The sequence below is a fragment of the Kribbella sp. NPDC051587 genome (assembly GCF_044453945.1).
Lineage (GTDB): Bacteria > Actinomycetota > Actinomycetes > Propionibacteriales > Kribbellaceae > Kribbella.
Genome location: NZ_JBITDE010000013.1, coordinates 65,683 through 83,784, shown reverse-complemented (window position 1 = coordinate 83,784; position 18,102 = coordinate 65,683). Strand labels below are relative to the sequence as shown.

Below are 18,102 nucleotides of genomic sequence, written 5' to 3'. Positions count from 1 at the left end.
GACGGCCGCTGAATGATGGGCCGGTGACGGGATTCAGGTCGGCTCGGGAGCTCAGTGCGGCGTTCTACGCAGACGTGATCAGGCCGGTGGTCGACGTACCGCATGCGGCCGGGTTGCTGGGGTGGGGCTCGGATGTCCTCGGGTACGACACCGAGCGGTCGATGGATCATGGGTGGGGACCGCGGTTGCACATGTTCGTGGATGAGCCGGAGCCGGTGCGTGCGGCGGTTGAGCCGGCGTTGCCGGACGAGTACGACGGGCATCCGGTGCGGTTCGGGTGGGACACGCAGGAGCCGATTCACCACATCACGGTGACGACCCTTGGGGACTGGCTGGTGGACCTGCTCGGGTTCGACGCCTCGCTCGGGGTTGGCACGGCCGACTGGTTGATCACGCCGCAGCAGAAGTTGCTCGGCGTCGTCGCCGGGCAGGTGTTCGCCGATGACGGACGACTCGCGCCTGTCCGGGACCGCTTGCAGTGGTACCCGGAAGAGGTCTGGCGCTGGTCGATGGGGTGTCAGTGGGCGCGGATCGGCGAGGAGGAGCCGTTCGTCCAGCGCACCCACGAAGTTGGTGACGAGCTGGGCTCACGCGTGCTGGCGGCTCGGCTGACCCGGGATCTGATGCGGTTGGCGCTCTTGCAGTCGCGGACCTACGCGCCGTACTCGAAGTGGATGGGAACGGCGTTCGCGCAGCTCGGTCACCCGGACGGACTCGATCGCGTACTGGCTGACGTCCTTGCTGCGGACAACTATCCGGCCCGGGAGCAGGCGCTGACGACCGCCTACCGGTTGCTGGGGGAGCGGCACAACAAGCTGTCGATCACGCCGGCCGTCGATCCGACGCCGCGGCCGTTCCATGAGCGGCCGGCGCTGGTTCTTGGTGCCGAGCGATTTGCCGAGGCCTGTCTGGCGACGGTGACCGATGCGGGGCTGCGGGCGTTGCCGTTGATCGGGACCATGGACCAGTTCTCCGACAACACTGCCCTGCTGAGCAACCCGTTGGCGTACCGTCGGTTGACCGGAGCGGTGGCACAATCGGCGGGGTGAGCATGGAGGAGTTGCTGCGTGAGCTGACGCCGCAGGTGCTCGGGTTCCTGACGCGGCGTTACGCGCAGTTCGATCTGTGTGAGGACGCCGTACAGGAGGCGTTGCTGGCGGCCGCGACGCAGTGGCCTGTGGACGGCGTACCGGACAACCCGCGCGGCTGGCTGATCACGGTCGCGACCCGGCGGCTGACGGATCAGTTCCGCAGCGAGAGCTCCCGGCGCCGGCGCGAAGACTCTGTCGCCGCGATGGCTGGAGCCGAAGAGCTGGTTGCTCCGGCTGCCGATTCCGTCGGCGACCCGGACAGCGACGACACACTCACGCTGCTCCTGTTGTGTTGCCATCCGGCGGTCACGCCGGCCTCTCAGGTCGCACTCACCCTGCGCGCGGTCGGCGGCCTCACCACCGGCGAGATCGCGCGCGCCTTCATGGTGCCCGAGGCAACGATGGCGCCGCGGATCAGCCGGGCGAAGAAGAGCATCAAGGAAGCCGGCAGCCAGTTCGAGCTGCCGCCCGCCGAGGAGCTCGCCGAGCGGATGAAGGTGGTGCGGCAGGTCCTCTACCTGATCTTCAACGAGGGCTACACGGCAAGCTCCGGCGAGTCACTGCAACGCGTCGAACTGACCGCCGAAGCGATCCGGCTCACCCGGATGCTGCGCGCCGCCCTGCCCGACGACGGCGAGGTCGCGGGCCTGCTCGCGTTGATGCTGCTGACCGACTCGCGCCGGATGGCCCGCACGACCGCCGACGGTTCGCTGATCCCGATCGACGAGCAAGATCGCGCTCTCTGGGATCACGCCCAGATCTCCGAGGGCACCACGCTCATCCTGGCCACGATGGCTCAGGGCGGGGTCGGCCCGTATCAGCTGCAGGCCGCGATCGCCGCCGTCCATGCCGAGGCGCCCAGCGCCGAAGCGACCGACTGGCCGCAGATCCACGCGCTCTACGTCATTCTCGAGAAGGTGACGCCCAACCCGATGATCACCCTCAACCGGGCGATCGCCCTGTCCCAGGTCGAGGGTCCGCAAGCCGGCCTAGACCTGCTCGCCACCCTCGATGACAACAAGAACCTCACCGAGTCCCACCGCCTGGACGCCGTCCGCGCCCACCTGTACGAGCGCGCCGGTCAGCCCGGCAAGGCCCGCGAGCACTACCTCGCCGCAGCCCGCCGTACGACGAGCCTGCCCGAGCAGCGCTACCTCACCGCCAGGGCGGACGCCCTCACCTCCTGACCAGCAGCCCCCGGCGAGGCTGCGGCGGGGCTGCTGTGGCCTGGGTCACGTGACTCCAGTTGTAACTTCGGTTTACAGTGGCGGGTATGAGCCTTCTGGAGCGAGAACGGCGCCGGGACGTCATCGGGTTCGGGGTCGCGTGGCTGAACCGGCTGGCGAAGTCGCGCACGATCGACCGGTTCGGGTGGCGCAAGCAGACCGAGCGGGTGGTGTTCGAGGCGACGAAGAGCGGTTTCCGGACGGCGGGAGCGCTCTCCCGGAGTTTCTCGGCCGCGTCGAAGCTGGCGAAACCGTCCCGGTTGCCGGCGGCGCGGGGGACCGGGAAGTTCGACCTGACGCCGACCGAGGATCAGCAGACGGTCGTCGAGGTGGTGCGGGAGTTCGCCGCGGAGGTGCTGCGCCCGGCCGCCACCGCGGCGGACACCGCCTGCGCGACCGATGCCAAGGTGCTGAGCTCGTCCGCCGAGCTGGGGCTGAGCCTGATCGAGGTGCCGGAGGAGCTCGGCGGCATCGTCACCGAGCGCTCCGCGATGACCGGCGTTCTCGTCGCGGAAGCGCTCTCTCACGGGGACATGGGTCAGGCGGTTGCCTGCCTGGCTCCGGCGGCCGTGAGTACGGCGATCTCGCTGTGGGGCGACGAGACCCAGCAGGCGACGTACCTGCCGGCCTTCACCGGAGACTCGGTCGCGGCCGCGGCGCTCGCGATTCTGGAACCCCGCCCACTCTTCGACCCGTTCGACCTGCGCACCCGGGTGACCGGGGGCAAGCTGACCGGCGTGAAGTCGCTGGTCCCGCGGGGTGCCGAGGCCGAGCTCTTCGTGATCGCGGCCCAGCTGGAAGATCGCGGTCCGGCCTTGTTCCTGGTCGAATCCGGTCATCCCGGTGTCACGATCGAGGCCGAGCCGTCGATGGGCCTGCGGGCCGCCTCACTCAGCCGGGTGATCCTGAACGACGTACCAGCTGTTCAGCTCGGCACCTTTGACGACTACCTCGAATGCGTCCGCCTCTCGCGGCTCAGCTGGTGTGCGCTCTCCCTCGGTACGGCGAAAGCGGTACTCGACTACGTGACGCCGTACGTGAACGAGCGCACGGCCTTCGGGGAGCCGATCAGCCACCGTCAGTCGGTCGCGTTCATGGTCGCGAACATCGCGATCGAGCTCGAAGGTATGCGGCTGGTCACCTATCGGGCCGGATCGCGTGCTGAGCAAGGGCTTTCGTTCGCTCGTGAGGTCGCGCTGGCCCGGCGGCTGTGTACCGACAAGGGCATGCAGATCGGTACCGACGGCGTACAACTGCTGGGTGGGCACGGGTTCGTGAAGGAACATCCGGTCGAACGCTGGTACCGCGATCTGCGCGCCATCGGCATCATGGAAGGTGCGGTGCTGGTCTGATGATCAACCTCGAGACGCCTCGCAAGTTCCGGGCCTTCGTCAACCAGGCTCACCAGGTCGCGGCCGAGATGTTGCGGCCGAACTCCCGCCGGTACGACCTGGCCGAGCACGAGTATCCGGTCGAGCTGGACATGCTCGCTGCGATGGTCGACGGATTAGGGGCCTCAGGCACCGGTTCGGGAGCCGGTGCGGCGGGAGTCCGCCGTACCGAAGGCAATGAAGACAGCGGCATCAAGAACGGTTCGAACATGTCCTCGGTGCTCTCCATCATGGAGATGTGCTGGGGCGACGTCGGTCTGCTGCTCTCGATGCCGCGGCAGGGCCTGGGTAACTCCGCGATCGCGTCGGTCGCTTCGGACGAACAACTCCGCCGCTTCGACGGCGTCTGGGCCGCCATGGCGATCACCGAGCCCGAATGCGGCTCGGACTCCGCCAGCATCCGCACCACCGCCCGCCGCGACGGCGACGACTACATCATCGACGGCGAGAAGATCTTCGTCACCGCCGGCGGTCGTTGTGACGCCGTGGTCGTCTGGGCCACCCTCGACAAGTCGGCCGGTCGCGCGGCCATCAAGTCCTTCGTCGTCCCCAAGGACACCCCCGGCGTCACCGTCGAACGCCTCGAACACAAACTCGGCATCCGCGCCTCCGACACCGCCACCATCCGCTTCGAGAACGCCCGGGTCCCCGCCGCCAACCTCCTCGGTTCCCCCGAGATCGACACAGGCAAAGGCTTCGCGGGCGTTATGCAGACCTTCGACAACACCCGGCCCCTGGTCGCGGCCATGGCCGTCGGCGTAGCCCGAGCCTCCCTGGAACTGACCAGGGACCTCCTGGCCGAGGCGGGCGTCGAGATCGACTACGACCGCCCCACCCACCTCCAACCAGCCGCCGCCTCCACCTACCTCCAACTCGAAGCCGACTGGGAAGCCGCCCACCTCCTGGCCCTCCAAGCCGCCTGGATGGCCGACAACGCTCGTCCCAACTCCCTCGAAGCCTCCATCGCCAAAGCCAAAGCCGGCCGCACCGCCAACGACATCACCCTCCGCTGCGTAGAACTCACCGGCTCCCTCGGCTACTCCGAACACCACCTCCTCGAGAAGTGGTCCCGCGACTCCAAGATCCTCGACATCTTCGAAGGCACCCAACAAATCCAGCAACTAATCGTCGCCCGCCGGCTGTTGGGGAAGACGTCCGCGGAGCTGAAATAGCCTTGTCTGCAAGCATTTCAGCCCCGCCCGGGACGGTCATCAGATCAGGTCAGGCCCGCTGTCGAGCTCGGTGTGATCTGGCCCGATTTCGAGCCTGCTCCGTCGCTGCTCCGTGAGCCGCAGAGCAAGTCGCTCAAGCCGGCGATCCACAGCCTGACGAGCGCGGCCGTACGACGAGGGCAGCATATGCGTGTACATCTGCAGGGTGAATCCCGGATCGTAGTGCCCAAGGTACTCGGAGAGCTCCTTGATATTGACACCATCCGCCAGGGTGATGCTCGCGAAGTAGTGCCGCAGCGCATGCATCCCGGCCGTGTAGTCGGACTTGTAGTGCCGACGGCCCCGGGCATCCTTCGTTGGCGGCGGGATCACGCCGGCTGCCACGATGGCGGGCTTCCAGACCACGAGGTTGTACAGGTCCGCCCGGAGCGCTCGACCGTCTGACCAAGTGAAAAGGAGGTCGTTGCTCTGGAGCTCGCCATCGACCTGTTCCCAGGGCAGCCCGTTCCTTGTCGTTCTTGGGCAGCGCAAAGACCCACTGCTGTCCAAGTCTCTTGATCTGACGCCGCACCCTGATCACCTGCTCCTCGAAATCCAGATCCTCGATCGAGAGCCCAAAGATCTCGCCTTGGCGCAGGCCGGCGGTCGACCCGATGGTGGGAGCCAGTCGATACCGCTCAGGGTGAGCCGTGATGATCCGCTCAACCGTCTCGTCCGACCAAGCAACAACCTGCGGGAACCGCCGCGAGGGCTTCTTGACGACCCGGGACTGCCCTGGATTGCGCTTGATGAGCTCATCCGCTGTAGCGAGCTCAAGACATCCGTTCAGCACCAGGAACGCACTCCGTGCCGTCGACGGTCCGTAGGTACCCATGAGGTCCGTCAGCCACACCGCAATCTCGGACGGCAGGATGCTCTTGACCATCCGCTTCCCGAACAGCGGTGCCACGTGTAGTCGCCACTTGGACTCGTACTGAATCGCACTCGCGGGGTCGATCGTCCGCGACTTGATCCACCGATCCCAGATCTCCTCGAGCCGAACCTTCCCCGCATTCGGATCGAGATAATCCCCCCGATCCCGATCCGTCTCCATCCCCGTCGCATGGCGCACCGCCTGCGCCTTCGTCTCAAATGCCTTCGACCGCTCATCCCCGTGCGGATCGATCCAAACCCCCAACCATCGCTTCCCCCGCCCCCACCGCTTCGGATTCCGCTCCCGCGTAACACTCCCATCCGCGTGCGTAACCGCCGTCGTCCACTGATCCTTCGCAAAAGCCACGACCGGCCTCCTAGATCGTCAAGCTGACGAAGCTCAACGTGTGGAGACCGGAGATTTCAGGACCAGGGCCGTGATGCCCTTGGTGAGCTACGGGGATTCAGTGCCGGATCGACACCCTCCAAATACGTAGCGCCGAAGAGCGATGCCCTAGTGCATCGCGTCGAACCCCGGCTTCGCTGATTTCCAGCCGAGACCGACCAGTGATTGTCATATTCGCGTGCAGAATCGCTTGCTGGTACGGGTTCTGATGACCATCTGTTCCTCGCTTGTGCCCATCACTAGCCATCCTCGCGCGTTGATTGAGGTGCGTAAAGAGATGCGTGCAGCAGCAGGTTCGATTGTGTCGGCAGTCGAGCGCGTGATCACTGATTGCTGGCGCGGTGCCTAGGGGGATCGGAGTTAGCTGAGTGAGCCGCCGGTCAGCCGCCGAGACCGCAGTCGTCACCCGCACAACTCGCTGCGACGACTGATCGCTGCTTGTGCCATGGCTTCGCAGACATTGCTCACCTGGCCACCCGCATGTCCTTCGACGCTCTCCCCGTACCGTCGATGGGCTGCGTCAATTGGTTGCCGCACCGCTCTCAGACGACGATGTCAACCGTCGCGAGATATCTGAGACACGCCGCTTGACTTCATCTGAGATTCAGCACATCTCGACAGTTGTCCTGCTCGACCGGGCCGTTCGATCTTCTCCTTGGTGATCGCGGCCTTCGCGCTCCCTGCTGACTTCTCGAACGCCGGCGACGCGGCGCGGCGAGGTGACGCTCGGGATGCTGGCGATTGAAGACGATCGCTATCGCGACCTAGATGGGCCGCCGGCGACGGAGATTTCCGGGCGCTAGCGCGCCTTGGGCGGATGGCCCTCGCCGATCCCGATTGCCAGTACGGATCGGAGTCGACAGGGCGGAAGCGAACCACCCACGATGGAGACCGGATCTATCAAAGGATCATAGATACAACTTTTCCACCTCGCAAACACTCCATGTGCTCGAGGCGTCCACCGCCGAACTGCTCAACTGGCTGACCGAATACGGCGACCATCGCAGGGCTGAAACAGTCCAGCCGGACGCGGAACGCCGAGGGTTCCGCATCCGGCCAAGCCGTCACGGTACTCGCGGGAAGAGCAGGATGGCGGCTAGACCAGTGACCAAACACTTCAGTGAACAGTCACCGCTCACGTACACTGCGGGAAATCTTTAGTTGGGAACGTTCTTCCGGACAGCATGCCGCGAAAGGAGATGCGGATTTTCCGCCTACCTGCTGATGCGAACCAGTCTGACTGACACAAGTACCTTTCGAGATTTCTGTCGAGCTGCCGCAAATAATGTGGACTGCGATTTTCGCAGGGACCGTCGGATAGCATTCGCCCTGGAGCACGTGACAGAGCCAATAGCGCGCGACTACCTCCGAATCTGCGATCAGCAGACGCCCGGACTCGTGCAGCATTCTGCCGTCTTTTCGCAAAACGATGTGCTGGGTAATCCTAAAACATATGAATTTCCTGGGTGGGGGGAGTTGTCGGCGACAACCTGCAGGTACATCAAAGTGCTGAGTGACATAATCAGCTGGTTCCCCCACCTGGCCGAACGTGAGGATCTGCGCATCGCGGAGATTGGCGGTGGGTATGGCGGCCAGGCGAAGATTCTCGGTACCGTCCTGCGCATCGCAGAATATTCGATAATCGATCTTCCCGAGGCGGGGTTGCTGCAATCCTCATATCTCAAGCGCCTCGATCCCGACTTTCCTGTGCATCCGGTGTCCAATGAAGATGTTCAGCTGCTTTCAAATATTGACCTGGTCATCAGCAACTACGCATTGAGTGAGTGTAGGTTGCCGGTCGCCCGACGCTATGTGGACCTCGTTGTAAATCAAGCAAGTCACGGATATATGACCTGCAACTATCTGAGCTATAAATGTCCGACGAGAGAACACTTTCGACGCTGGATCACCGCGGATCTGCAACTACGGGACGAGGATCCGCTGACGAATCGAAGAAACTATATCCTGACCTGGGCGACAGAACCTGAGTCGATGCCTCGGCAACAGAGTCAGTGAGGTGGCGGGATCATGAATTCTTCGGATGTTCGGGTCTCGGTCGTCATGCCCGCCCTTAATGCGAAGTTGACAGCCGGCGAGGCTGTAGTCAGTATTCTAGAGCAATCTGAGGCCAATTTTGAATTTCTCATCCTGGATGATGGCTCGACCGATGGAACAACTGATATTCTCGACGAGCTTGCTGCCCAGGACCCTCGCCTTCGCCTAGTGAAGAACCGGTCCAGCGAGGGGGTCGCAGCCGGACTCAATCGATTGGCGAAGCTCGCTCGCGGCAACTATATTGCGCGAATGGATGCTGATGATGTCAGTCATCAGGACCGCTTGCGGGAGCAATGCGATCTCCTTGACCGCCATCTGAATACGGTGTTGGTCAGTTGTCTAGTCATCTGCGAGTTCGCCGAGAATACCGACATCGTTGCCCGGCGATATTATGAGGCTATCGAGCGCCATCGCCGGACGCTCGCATCCAGGGGGCCGGTCGAACAGGCCCTCGTCCACAAGAACATATTCCATCACGGCGAGGTGATATTTCGGAGGGCTGCTTTCGACGAGGTCGGCGGGTATGCCGAGTGGATGGAAGGCGTCGAGGACTATGACTTGTGGCTGAGAATGATGGCGCGCGGCAATATGCGAATTTCTGCGCGCGAACTCTATACGCGCCGGATTTACCCCTCAAGTGTCTCGATGCAAAACAGGCTACGCGCCGTTCGGCTCGCCAGGCTCGCGCGCATCAGGAATCTTCCGATGTCAGACGCGAAGCGGGAGTTGGCTATGCAGCGTCTTGCCGAGATTCTCTAATACCGCCAAGGTAGGTAGATCCATGGATACGGGAAATTCACGCGTAACATTTTCTCGACTCGGTGAGTTCGGTCAGTTTGGCAATCAACTGTTTCAGATCAGCGGCACGATCGGAATCGCGGCGAGCCTTGGGTTGGAGGTGACGTTACCTGCCTGGCGCTACCGACACCACTTTCCGGCACTCCCCGAGTCTTATTTCTCGCGCGAGCAGAATTCCGGGGCGATCATCGATGCCGCGTACCTCTGTTACCAACGGCTGGGGTACGACGCCTGCCTGTATATGCAGGACCCGACGTTGTGGGCAAATTGCGAACAGCGGGTGCTGACGTACCTGACTCCATCGCTCAGTGTCTTCGATCGAGTCGAGGGGCCAGCACTCGATGCCCTGCGCTTGATTTCAGACGAGTCGCGGACCTGCATTGCTCTGCACGTAAGACGTGGCGACTACATCAATTCTAGCAGCCATGTAGTTCTCCCGATGGACTACTACCGCCGGGCACTGTCCATAGTCGGCCCCGGCGAGATCATTGTCTTCACTGACGACAGAGAGTGGTGCCTGAGAAATTTTGAGTGGTGCTTGCCGAGGGTCGTGGTGTCCAGCCCGAGCGCAATCATCGACTTCGTCCTTATGACTCAATGCGATCGTCATGTGATTGCCAACTCGACATTTTCGTGGTGGGCGTCCTATCTGGCACGTAGCGACAGGGTAGTGATGCCAGACTCGTGGTTCACGGCGAGCGAGCCCAGGCGGCTGGAACTGTCGAGCAGACTCCGGTTTCGTCAGAGCATTCAGGTGGGCTACGACGAAGACGATACGGATGGACGGGTTGATGGCCGTGGTGCCGACGTCTCGTCGACCCGCCGCGGTCAGCGCGGGGCTGTGAAGCGACTTGCCTTCTTGGAAGCGGCCCTAGAAGAACTGATCTTGGCGGTAAGACGCGAGGGATCCTGAGGGGACACCTGGCACCTGAGGTCGCGAACCGTGCATCGAGAGGTGGAGCGTAACCCTGGGCGGCCGGCGCTGCCACCGATGGGCGTGTCATTGCAGCAACGTGCAATGCATGTCTTTACCTATCGACCAACTTAACCGCATGAACTATCGTATTCCGGGTTGCTCAAGTGCCCGTCAGTCGACCTCGGCTGCAACGGCATATTGATCTATCTATGCATATCCCAAGAACTGCTGGATGCCCGCCGGATCCCCAGGAGTGCTATGGATCACGCAGAACAGAACCTGGAATCGAAGGCGTTAATGGATGCTATCGTCAGCGCGCCAACAGGGCCAATTATCGAGATTAAGATCGATGGACTGATCGACTCACTGCAGATTAGATCGAGTGGGGTGATCCAAGATCACGCATTGGCGCTGGCGTTTGCTTCGGACGACCTGCCCCCGATTGTGGTGGACCGGAAAACGGGTGCGGTGATTGATGGCTGGCACCGGATCGAAGCGGCTGTGATCAACGGGAAACAACAAATCCGCGCCGTCTACTTTGACGGCACTGTCGAAGAATCGCTGATCCTCGCAGTTCAGTCCAATGTCGCGCATGGATTGCCGCTGTCTATCGCTGACAGGCGCACAGCTGCGACACGGATACTCGACGTTCGTCCCGACCTGTCCGACCGAATGATCGCGCGCGCCTCTGGGCTGTCAGCCAGAACGATCAGCGCGATCCGCGAGTGTTCGACAGCGCAGCGTCCGCACTCGAACACCCGGACGGGACGCGACGGTCGAGTGCGACCCCTGAGCTCGGCCGAAGGGCGCCTGGCCGCCGTCGAAGTTCTGACGAAGCGTCCCGAGGCATCGCTCCGCGCGATTGCCAAGGAGGCAGGTATTTCGGTCAGCACGGCACGGGACGTGCGAGAACGATTTGTGTCAGGACAGAATCCGGTGCCGGAAAGCCAGCGACCGCGGGACGAGCTCGGCGTGCGGCGCGATGCCAACGCTCCCGCGGGTCGGGCACGGAAATCGAAGGAAAGCGGAGTAGAGGCTGGTGAGATATTGGGCTCGCTTCGCGCGGACCCAAGGCTGAGGTACAACGAGTCGGGCCGAAGTCTCCTGCGCTGGCTCGCATCGCATGCCATGGGTGGTCGAGATTGGAAGGGCCTCCTTGCAAATATCTCGCCCCATAGTGCGGTACTCGTCAGTCGCCTTGCAAGAGAGTATGCCGCCAACTGGGCGCAACTTGCCGATGAGTTGGACAAGCAGAGCAAGAATCTCGCATAGGAAATCACGTTCCTATGCGCGCGAATGTGCGTGTAAGCCCGGGACTATTCTTGTTTCCGGATGGTCGAGATAGCCTGCGTGGGGCGTGGGATGCGATGCCCCGTCTCCCGGCAGCGTGATTTTCATAAACCTGCTTGTTATCCGCAGATCAGGACTGCGGCAATCCGGTCGAGTGGCGAGGGCAGAGCCGTGCTGCACGTTCCGCGAGAGTGAGGAGGGCGCCAGATGATGAATATTGTTGATCTCGTACTCGAGCACACCGGTGACAGTCGGCCGGCATTCATAGACGAAGCCGGCCGGGCGACAAGCTACGCAGAGTTCACCGACCTGATCCGCAGCCTCTCGACCGGCCTGGCGGCGACGATCACGGAGACAAGGCAGTGTCTCGTAGTCGCGCATTCAGAGCTCTTGGTCTGTGTGGCGCTGACCCTCGCCGGCTGGCGAAACGGCTTGCGGGTCGCGGTTGTTCCGCCGTACATCAAGCCTGGCGAGCTTGCTCACGTACTCGAGAAGTGTGGGCCGGGAATTGTTGTAGGGCAGGATGCAGATGCTTCTGGGAGGGTGGCGGTTCGCGATCTCCTCGGGGCCTCGCGGAGCGGCGGAATCGCTCCTCTGGGGGAGCCCTGGCTGGAGACCTTCACCAGCGGAACGACGGGCAAACCGAAGTGTGTGAGCCGCACCGTCGAACGCCTGAGCCGGGATGTGCTGACTCTTGCCGAAGTGACCGGTTTCGGGTCGGCGGACCGGATCACGGCGATGACCAGCGCGTTGTCAACCACATCCGTGCTTCCGGCGCTCGTCGCAGGATCAGCGCTCGTCCAGGTCGGCGTCAGAAGTGGAAGGGACTTCTGGAGGCAGATCGTCGACAGGCACGTGAGCGTCATTTCTGGAACGCCGTACGCCTATGAGATAGGCGCGCAGCACATTCCTGTCGCCGAGGAGATCCGCGATGTCCGGCTGGCGCTGTGCACGTCGGCGAGACTGCGGCCGCGGACAGCCCGGCAGATGATTGCGAAAGGCGTCACGGTTCGGAACGTCATGTGTAGCAGCGAGGCCGGACACATCGCATACAACGACTCAGCCGACTCCGACATCCTGTCGCGATCGGTTGGGCGATTGCTCGACGGCGTCGAAGTCGTCATTCGGGAGCCGGTAAGCGGGGAACCGGTGCGACCAGGAGGTACCGGCCTGATCTCTGTGCGGAGTCCGTACATCGCAACAAGGTATCGGAATGACGTGGAGCGGTCGGCTGAAGTCTTCAGGAACGGCTGGGTCTTGAGTACTGACGTCGGACACATTCATGACGGATTCCTGTTCCTCGAAGGAAGAGACGACCACAAAATTCACGTGGGTGCGGCGAAAGTCGATCCGCAAGAAATCGAGGACGCCCTCCTGAGGCACCCGACCGTCCTGGACTGCGTGGTCGTCGGCGAACCACATCCTCGGCTTGGGCAGGTCATCGTTGCACGAGTGAAAGTCGCCGCCACGGTCAGCTCGAAGGAGTTGTCGGATCACTGTGCCCAAATGCTGAGCTCGATCAAGGTGCCTCGGAAGGTTGAATTCGTTGATGAGATCCCCAGAGACTTCAAAGGACAGCCCGTGCGACCAAAATTTGTGCGCTTCGACGGCGAAGAATAGCGAGCTGTCATGATTCTCTCCGATTCACCGATCATCGTGACCGGCGCTGCGGGATACCTCGCCCATCTGTGTGCTGACGAGATCGCCGGGTTAGCGGCACCAGTCCTGCTCAGCGATCGACGCGCGCACGAGTGCCGACCGGACAGCCGTGTTGAATGGTCCGTCGATGACCTTCGGTCGCCAGACCTCGCTGCGCGGTTGCGGTCAGTGCGAGATCGATTTGGGCCCAAGTGTCGGGTGCTGCACCTGGCGGGTCGCTTCCCGAAGTCGAAGCCGGAACGGGACGCTACGGTCCGCGCCGACTATTTCGCCGACAATGCCGAAGTGGCGGCGAATCTGATATCCAGCCTGGATGCTGTCTTCAGTGAGTACCTTGTGGTCAATACTTCGACTGTGTTCCCCGCTCGGCTGGGATCTGTTAATCCAAATGCTTTGGGTGACTACGCGGAATCCAAGGACCTGGGGGCCGACCATCTGAAGTCCGGCCGTCGGGGGAACTGGATCGATCTGAGTCTGGCGCGGATCCTCGGTCGGCCCGCGAGCTTCGACAAGTGCGCCGCGCCGCAGGTGCACGACGTGATTACGGAGATCTGGTCGAATCGAGCCAGCGTTGACGGCGGCTCGGAGGCGCTGCGCGTGACGAATCCTCGCAACCAGTACTCGTATATTTGGTGGTCGGACCTGGCAAGAGTGGTCAGCGGCGCGCTCTCCGGACGGATTCCGGCCAATCGGCGTTACGTCGTCACACCTGAATCACCGATCTCGTTGTCCGATATCGCCAACACCGTTGCGGACCAGGCAAATTCGAAGTCACCGATCTCGACCACCGTCGAAGAAGTCGAATCTGACGCGCCCCACCCGGTGGTCGTCTGGGAGGCCCCCAGCCCGGAGATCGGGAGCTTGTTGAACTATCCGGAATCTCGATCGGTGGTCCGTGCCGCCGCCGAAAGCTATTGGGGAGTGCTGAATCGCCGAGAAGCCCGAAGGAGCGATAGCCGATGACGAGCGAGATCGAGCTCAGCAAAGTTAAGGATCGCATTATCGAAATCGTTGAAGAAGTGCTGGGATTCGAGGTTCCATCGGATCAGGACGCCCTCGAGCAGGTAGATTCTTTGCATCTCCTCGAGATCCTCGTCACGCTCGAAGAAGAGTTCGGAATCGACACGGATCAGTTGATCGATATGACCGATGGCTGGTGGACGTCGATGGACCGGCTGGTGGCCTTCATTGCTGCGTCCCGCCCAGGCCCAGCTGTTTCCCACACGAATGAATAGGTGGTGGCTATGAGAAGGCTGGATGTTCCCGCGCAGCGACTTGGATTCACGGACCTGCAGAAGGCCAAAGCATTGAGCATGCTCGAAAAGACCCTGACCTCCGGGCATCTGAGCGCAGGGCCATGGGTTGCCGAGCTCGAGGAGCGTATCGGCGTCGAGTCCCGGGGCGCCGAGGTTGTTGCGGTTTCGAACGCGACCACCGGCATGTTCCTCAGCTTGCAAGGACTGGGTGTCACGGGCGCCAGCGTTCTGGTGCCGACAAACACGACGATGGCCACCTTCTCGGCGGTGATTGCTGCCGGCTGTCGTCCGGTGCTCGTGGACTGCGCCCCTGGATCGCTCACGCCGGGCTTGAATGAGTATCGGGAAGCTGCCGTTGATGATGTCGGCGCCATTGTCGCAGTCCACGTGGGCGGCTATCCGTCCAGGGAGTTGCATGATGTGGCTGCGTGGGCACGCATGTCTGGATACGCTGTCGTCGAGGATGCTGCGCACGCCCACGGGCTATGGACGGGCGACGACGTCGGCGTCGGCGACGTAGCTGTCTACTCCCTCTATGCAACGAAGGTGATGACAGCCGGTGAGGGTGGGTTGGTAATCACTGCGAATTCGAGTCTGGCTGCCCATGTCAGGTCGGCGCGGAATCACGGTAAGGGTGCCTCCGACGCCACTCCCCGAGAGATCGTGGGATTCAACGGAAGAATGGGCGAGACGGCCGCTGCGATCGCGTTGGTGAGTTTGGACGATCTGTCCGAGAACATCGCGGCCCGCCTTGAACGGGCGGGCTGGTACGACGATCTCCTCGCCGGCCAGGATGATACTCAATACGCGGCGACGGCCGGAAACGGCTATAAGTATGTTGTCTCTTCTGTGCATGCCCGCGGCGAAATTAGATCGTTCTTCTCCAACCGCGGAGTCGCGCTGGCGGGAGAGGTATTTCCGTTACCCCTGCACCTGCAGCCGGCAGTTGGCATCGCCAATGATTTCCCGAACGCGGACGCAGTCTGCAGGAATCATTACTGTCTGCCGATATTTCCCTCGTTGACCCGGCCTGAGGCCGAATACGTAGCGAGTGTTGCCCTGGAGTACCTCGGTGAGCGAGAAAGGCTTCTGGTCCGCACGTGACGTGGCAGTCCTGATCTCCGCCAGCGTGAAGGTCGTGCAAATGCAACCAGTTCCGGCAATCCTGTTACGCCGCATGCTCCAAAGTGGAACGAAGGTACGGAGCTCCGATCATGTCTGGAGCGTGAGCGATGCGGCTGCGAACGGCGCACGCGCGGCCAGAGCCATGTTTGATGCCGGCGTGCGTGCGGACTCCTCGGTACTGATCCATTATGAGGGCGACGCCTTCGAGACGATCTCCGCGCTGGCCGGCGCTTGGTGGCTTGGTGCTCGCGCCTCGATTGTCGGCCAGACCGAGGGCGAGGTGGCAATCCGCCGCACCGCCAGGGCAGCGGGCGCCATGCTGGCCGTAGGGAACCTGTCGAGTCGGCAATCGGTGGCCAGACAGCTCTCGTTTCTTTCGTACGAGGAAATACGGACCGCTGCGGCGATGGCGGCGCCTGCTGACTGCCTTGCCGCCACGCCCGCCGTGGATTTGACCTCGTCGGGCACGACCGGGCCTCCTCGGGTCGTGAGCTACAGCCACGCTGCGCTCGAGACGAATGCGGAGGGCATCGGATCCCGGCTGGCTCTGGACGCGACAGACCTCGTCTACTCGCCGCTTCCTCTCTATCTGCCGGGGGTGTTGGGTATGGTGTTCCTGCCAGCCGTCATGAGGAACGTGTCGGTCATTCTGGATGATCTCGTCGGCGCGGATCTTGCCCGGGCGTCATCGCGGATCAGCTTGTTCAAGCCGACCGTGCTCTACGGGACGCCGTACCTCTACAACGTTATTGCGCGACGCACCAGAGGTACCGTCCATGACGGGTTGCGGCTGGCGTTCTCCAGTTCCGCACCGCTACCTGAGCAGACATTTCAGCTTGTCTACAAGGGTCTGGGCGTGCCACCCCGGAGTTGTTACTGTCTCGCGGAGGCGGCGACGGTCACCATCAACTCCAGCTCCGCACTCGGCGAGGTCTTTGAAAGTGTCGGTGCACCGCTGGACGGCACGACTATTTCGATTGATTCCCTGCCGGGGGAGCGTGTCGGCCGGGTTCGGGTGTCGGGTCCAGGGTGTGGTTTGGGATATCGTCAGGACGGCGTCCTGAGCCCATTTCCGCATGACGGAATCCTCACCAACGACCGAGGCTATCTGAAGGACGGCCTTCTGTATTTGACAGGTCGCGCCGACAGTACGGTCGTCATTGGCGGGTCGAACGTCGATCTCGATGACGTCACGCGAAAGATCAGCGATTGCCCCGGCTTGGTCGAAGAGTTTGCCGTTGTGGTCGAAGATCACCAGGACATCGGTGCGGTGTCGGTGGTTCTTGTTGAGTCGGAAAGGTTCTCATCGGAACGTATCCGTGAACTGCTCGACTATTGTCGGAGGAACCTGCCGGCGCCGGCGGTCCCGTACCAGGTGCGGACCGTCCGAGAAATCCCACGCGCTGACTCCGGCAAGCCGAGGATGTACGCGGAGCGGGGCACGGAATGAGCTGGGTGCAGGGTGCGCGGGTTATCGTCATCGGCGCGGGAATCTCCGGCTTGAGCACGTCGATCCGACTCGCGAGGTGCGGGGCCGTGGTACGGCTGGTCGACATGAGAGGGGACCCGTCGGCGATCGCCGGCAACCACCCGAGCTTCAATCTGACCCTTGGCGTTCGCGGTATGCGCGTACTTGAGGCCTTGGGAATCGGAGGTGCCGTCAGACGCTCCGCGGTCTTCGCGCTGGAGCGGTGCCTGCATCGAACGGACGGCACCTGTGAACACGAGCGGTACGGCCGGGCCGACGAAGGAATCTACTCCATTCGACGCTCTGCGCTGCTGGGAGAGCTGCTGAGTCTCGCGCAGCAGGAATCGAACATCGAGCTGCAGTTCGGTGCGCGTGCCACCTCGGCGTCGGCCGACGGTTTGGTCGGCCTGAGCTGTGCCGATGGTTCGAATGAAACGGCAGAGTTCGATGCGGTCATTGGTGCGGACGGGGTCAATTCATCGGTTCGTGGATTTATGTCGCAGCTTGCGCCGTCGGTTCTTTCCAGCGCTCGCCCGACCGGTATCTATTATTCTGAGATCTATGTGGGACTGGGGGCAGAGTGCGCTGGCCCGCTTGTTCACATCTGGCCGCGCTCGCCGAGTTTCCTGATCTCTTTTCCGAACCGATCCGGCCCAACAACGGTGCTTGTGTTCATCGACCGCAAGGGAGCGCAGCGGCCATCAAAGGCCGATGTGCTGCGAGTCGCCCGGGCGGCCGGTGTCGGATCTGGTCTGGTCGAGGCAGATCTTGGTCAGATCGCGCAGCTTCGCACGGTGCAAAGCAGTTCATGGTCGAGCGGTCGGCTCGTCGTGATCGGCGACGCCGCCCACGCGATCGTTCCCTTCTTGGGGCAAGGCGCCAACGCTGCTTTGGAAGACTCGGAGGTGTTGCTCAAGGCCATCAAGGAGGCTGCCGACTGGACGTCGGCGTTCGAGCGATTCGAGTTGGTCCGCCGGACCGAGATGGATGCACTGGGGCGGATGGCTGATCGTCACTTCGACGAGCTTTCAGGGGGCCTTGTCGATCCCGACCGTCGTCAGCGCACCAGGCTGCGGGCGAAATTGAGCGTGGACAATCCGGGATCGTTCCGGTCGACGTACAACGCAGTCGCATTCACGCATTCCTCCTATCTGGCTGCGGAGCAGGCATATCAGGAAGAAGAGGCTCAGATAGATCGCCTGCTCACGCAGGGTCGGAACCGATGACCTGGAAGTTCTTGTGGAGGTGATCTCGGATGGAAGAGCAGTACCCATGGTCGGTTCCGCCGGCGCCCCCGGTGGCACGTGACCATCCAGCCAGTCCACTACGGGGTCCAG

15 protein-coding genes are annotated in these 18,102 nt (G+C 62.6%); 14 read left to right on the top strand and 1 reads right to left on the bottom strand.

Annotation, left to right across the window (positions count from 1 at the left end; translation table 11 throughout):
• Positions 1 to 23: 23 nt before the first annotated feature.
• The 4 genes from ACIA49_RS33890 to ACIA49_RS33875 all read left to right on the top strand — a co-directional run bounded on the left by ACIA49_RS33890 (position 24) and on the right by ACIA49_RS33875 (position 4,880).
• Positions 24 to 1,049 carry a DUF4037 domain-containing protein gene (locus tag ACIA49_RS33890; RefSeq protein ID WP_396382091.1) on the top strand — a complete coding sequence of 342 codons (1,026 nt, stop codon included), beginning with the start codon at positions 24 to 26 and terminating at the stop codon, positions 1,047 to 1,049.
• A gap of 2 nt (positions 1,050 to 1,051) precedes the next feature.
• Positions 1,052 to 2,278: an RNA polymerase sigma factor gene (locus ACIA49_RS33885; protein WP_396382374.1), complete on the top strand. Its 1,227-nt coding sequence runs from the start codon at positions 1,052 to 1,054 to the stop codon at positions 2,276 to 2,278.
• 86 nt (positions 2,279 to 2,364) lie between these two features.
• Positions 2,365 to 3,669, top strand: a complete 1,305-nt coding sequence (locus ACIA49_RS33880; protein WP_396382089.1) for an acyl-CoA dehydrogenase family protein — start codon at positions 2,365 to 2,367, stop codon at positions 3,667 to 3,669.
• A complete protein-coding gene (locus ACIA49_RS33875; protein ID WP_396382088.1) occupies positions 3,669 to 4,880 on the top strand; it encodes an acyl-CoA dehydrogenase family protein in 1,212 nt (403 codons plus the stop codon). Before ACIA49_RS33880 ends, ACIA49_RS33875 begins: the two co-directional genes overlap by 1 nt.
• A 39-nt stretch (positions 4,881 to 4,919) precedes the next feature.
• On the opposite strand, the gene ACIA49_RS33870 is transcribed toward ACIA49_RS33875, so the two are convergent.
• Positions 4,920 to 5,264: a tyrosine-type recombinase/integrase gene (locus ACIA49_RS33870; protein ID WP_396382087.1), complete on the bottom strand. Its 345-nt coding sequence runs from the start codon at positions 5,262 to 5,264 to the stop codon at positions 4,920 to 4,922.
• Between the two features lie 2,332 nt (positions 5,265 to 7,596).
• Here ACIA49_RS33870 and ACIA49_RS33865 point away from each other — a divergent pair.
• From ACIA49_RS33865 to ACIA49_RS33820, 10 genes are all read left to right on the top strand, one after another.
• Positions 7,597 to 8,214, top strand: coding sequence for a putative sugar O-methyltransferase (locus ACIA49_RS33865; protein WP_396382086.1), 618 nt, complete (start codon positions 7,597 to 7,599; stop codon positions 8,212 to 8,214).
• A 12-nt stretch (positions 8,215 to 8,226) separates the two neighbouring features.
• Positions 8,227 to 9,012 carry a glycosyltransferase family 2 protein gene (locus ACIA49_RS33860; protein ID WP_396382084.1) on the top strand — a complete coding sequence of 262 codons (786 nt, stop codon included), beginning with the start codon at positions 8,227 to 8,229 and terminating at the stop codon, positions 9,010 to 9,012.
• A gap of 22 nt (positions 9,013 to 9,034) precedes the next feature.
• Positions 9,035 to 9,964, top strand: a complete 930-nt coding sequence (locus tag ACIA49_RS33855) for an alpha-1,2-fucosyltransferase (RefSeq protein WP_396382082.1) — start codon at positions 9,035 to 9,037, stop codon at positions 9,962 to 9,964.
• Between the two features lie 261 nt (positions 9,965 to 10,225).
• A complete protein-coding gene (locus tag ACIA49_RS33850) occupies positions 10,226 to 11,239 on the top strand; it encodes a hypothetical protein (RefSeq protein ID WP_396382080.1) in 1,014 nt (337 codons plus the stop codon).
• A gap of 225 nt (positions 11,240 to 11,464) precedes the next feature.
• The gene (locus ACIA49_RS33845) at positions 11,465 to 12,877 is read left to right on the top strand and encodes a class I adenylate-forming enzyme family protein (protein ID WP_396382078.1); all 1,413 of its coding nucleotides are present in this window, start codon (positions 11,465 to 11,467) and stop codon (positions 12,875 to 12,877) included.
• 9 nt (positions 12,878 to 12,886) lie between these two features.
• Complete coding sequence (locus ACIA49_RS33840) at positions 12,887 to 13,879, top strand: NAD-dependent epimerase/dehydratase family protein (RefSeq protein WP_396382077.1); 993 nt, start codon at positions 12,887 to 12,889, stop codon at positions 13,877 to 13,879.
• Entirely contained in the window at positions 13,876 to 14,151 is a 276-nt protein-coding gene (locus tag ACIA49_RS33835; RefSeq protein WP_396382075.1) for a phosphopantetheine-binding protein, read from the top strand. The genes ACIA49_RS33840 and ACIA49_RS33835 overlap by 4 nt, the downstream gene beginning before the upstream one ends.
• Positions 14,152 to 14,160: 9 nt before the next feature.
• A complete protein-coding gene (locus tag ACIA49_RS33830; protein WP_396382073.1) occupies positions 14,161 to 15,276 on the top strand; it encodes a DegT/DnrJ/EryC1/StrS family aminotransferase in 1,116 nt (371 codons plus the stop codon).
• A complete protein-coding gene (locus tag ACIA49_RS33825; protein ID WP_396382071.1) occupies positions 15,245 to 16,747 on the top strand; it encodes a class I adenylate-forming enzyme family protein in 1,503 nt (500 codons plus the stop codon). Before ACIA49_RS33830 ends, ACIA49_RS33825 begins: the two co-directional genes overlap by 32 nt.
• A complete protein-coding gene (locus ACIA49_RS33820) occupies positions 16,744 to 17,991 on the top strand; it encodes an FAD-dependent oxidoreductase (protein ID WP_396382069.1) in 1,248 nt (415 codons plus the stop codon). The genes ACIA49_RS33825 and ACIA49_RS33820 overlap by 4 nt, the downstream gene beginning before the upstream one ends.
• Positions 17,992 to 18,102: the final 111 nt, after the last annotated feature.

Bases quoted from the DNA above. Each gene is read 5' to 3' on its own strand.
- ACIA49_RS33860 (WP_396382084.1), top strand. From the start codon at position 8,227: ATGAATTCTTCGGATGTTCGGGTCTCGGTCGTCATGCCCGCCCTTAAT.
- ACIA49_RS33885 (WP_396382374.1), top strand. From the start codon at position 1,052: ATGGAGGAGTTGCTGCGTGAGCTGACGCCGCAGGTGCTCGGGTTCCTG.
- ACIA49_RS33820 (WP_396382069.1), top strand. From the start codon at position 16,744: ATGAGCTGGGTGCAGGGTGCGCGGGTTATCGTCATCGGCGCGGGAATC.
- ACIA49_RS33880 (WP_396382089.1), top strand. From the start codon at position 2,365: ATGAGCCTTCTGGAGCGAGAACGGCGCCGGGACGTCATCGGGTTCGGG.
- ACIA49_RS33845 (WP_396382078.1), top strand. From the start codon at position 11,465: ATGATGAATATTGTTGATCTCGTACTCGAGCACACCGGTGACAGTCGG.
- ACIA49_RS33875 (WP_396382088.1), top strand. From the start codon at position 3,669: ATGATCAACCTCGAGACGCCTCGCAAGTTCCGGGCCTTCGTCAACCAG.
- ACIA49_RS33830 (WP_396382073.1), top strand. From the start codon at position 14,161: ATGAGAAGGCTGGATGTTCCCGCGCAGCGACTTGGATTCACGGACCTG.
- ACIA49_RS33850 (WP_396382080.1), top strand. From the start codon at position 10,226: ATGGATCACGCAGAACAGAACCTGGAATCGAAGGCGTTAATGGATGCT.
- ACIA49_RS33840 (WP_396382077.1), top strand. From the start codon at position 12,887: ATGATTCTCTCCGATTCACCGATCATCGTGACCGGCGCTGCGGGATAC.
- ACIA49_RS33835 (WP_396382075.1), top strand. From the start codon at position 13,876: ATGACGAGCGAGATCGAGCTCAGCAAAGTTAAGGATCGCATTATCGAA.
- ACIA49_RS33855 (WP_396382082.1), top strand. From the start codon at position 9,035: ATGGATACGGGAAATTCACGCGTAACATTTTCTCGACTCGGTGAGTTC.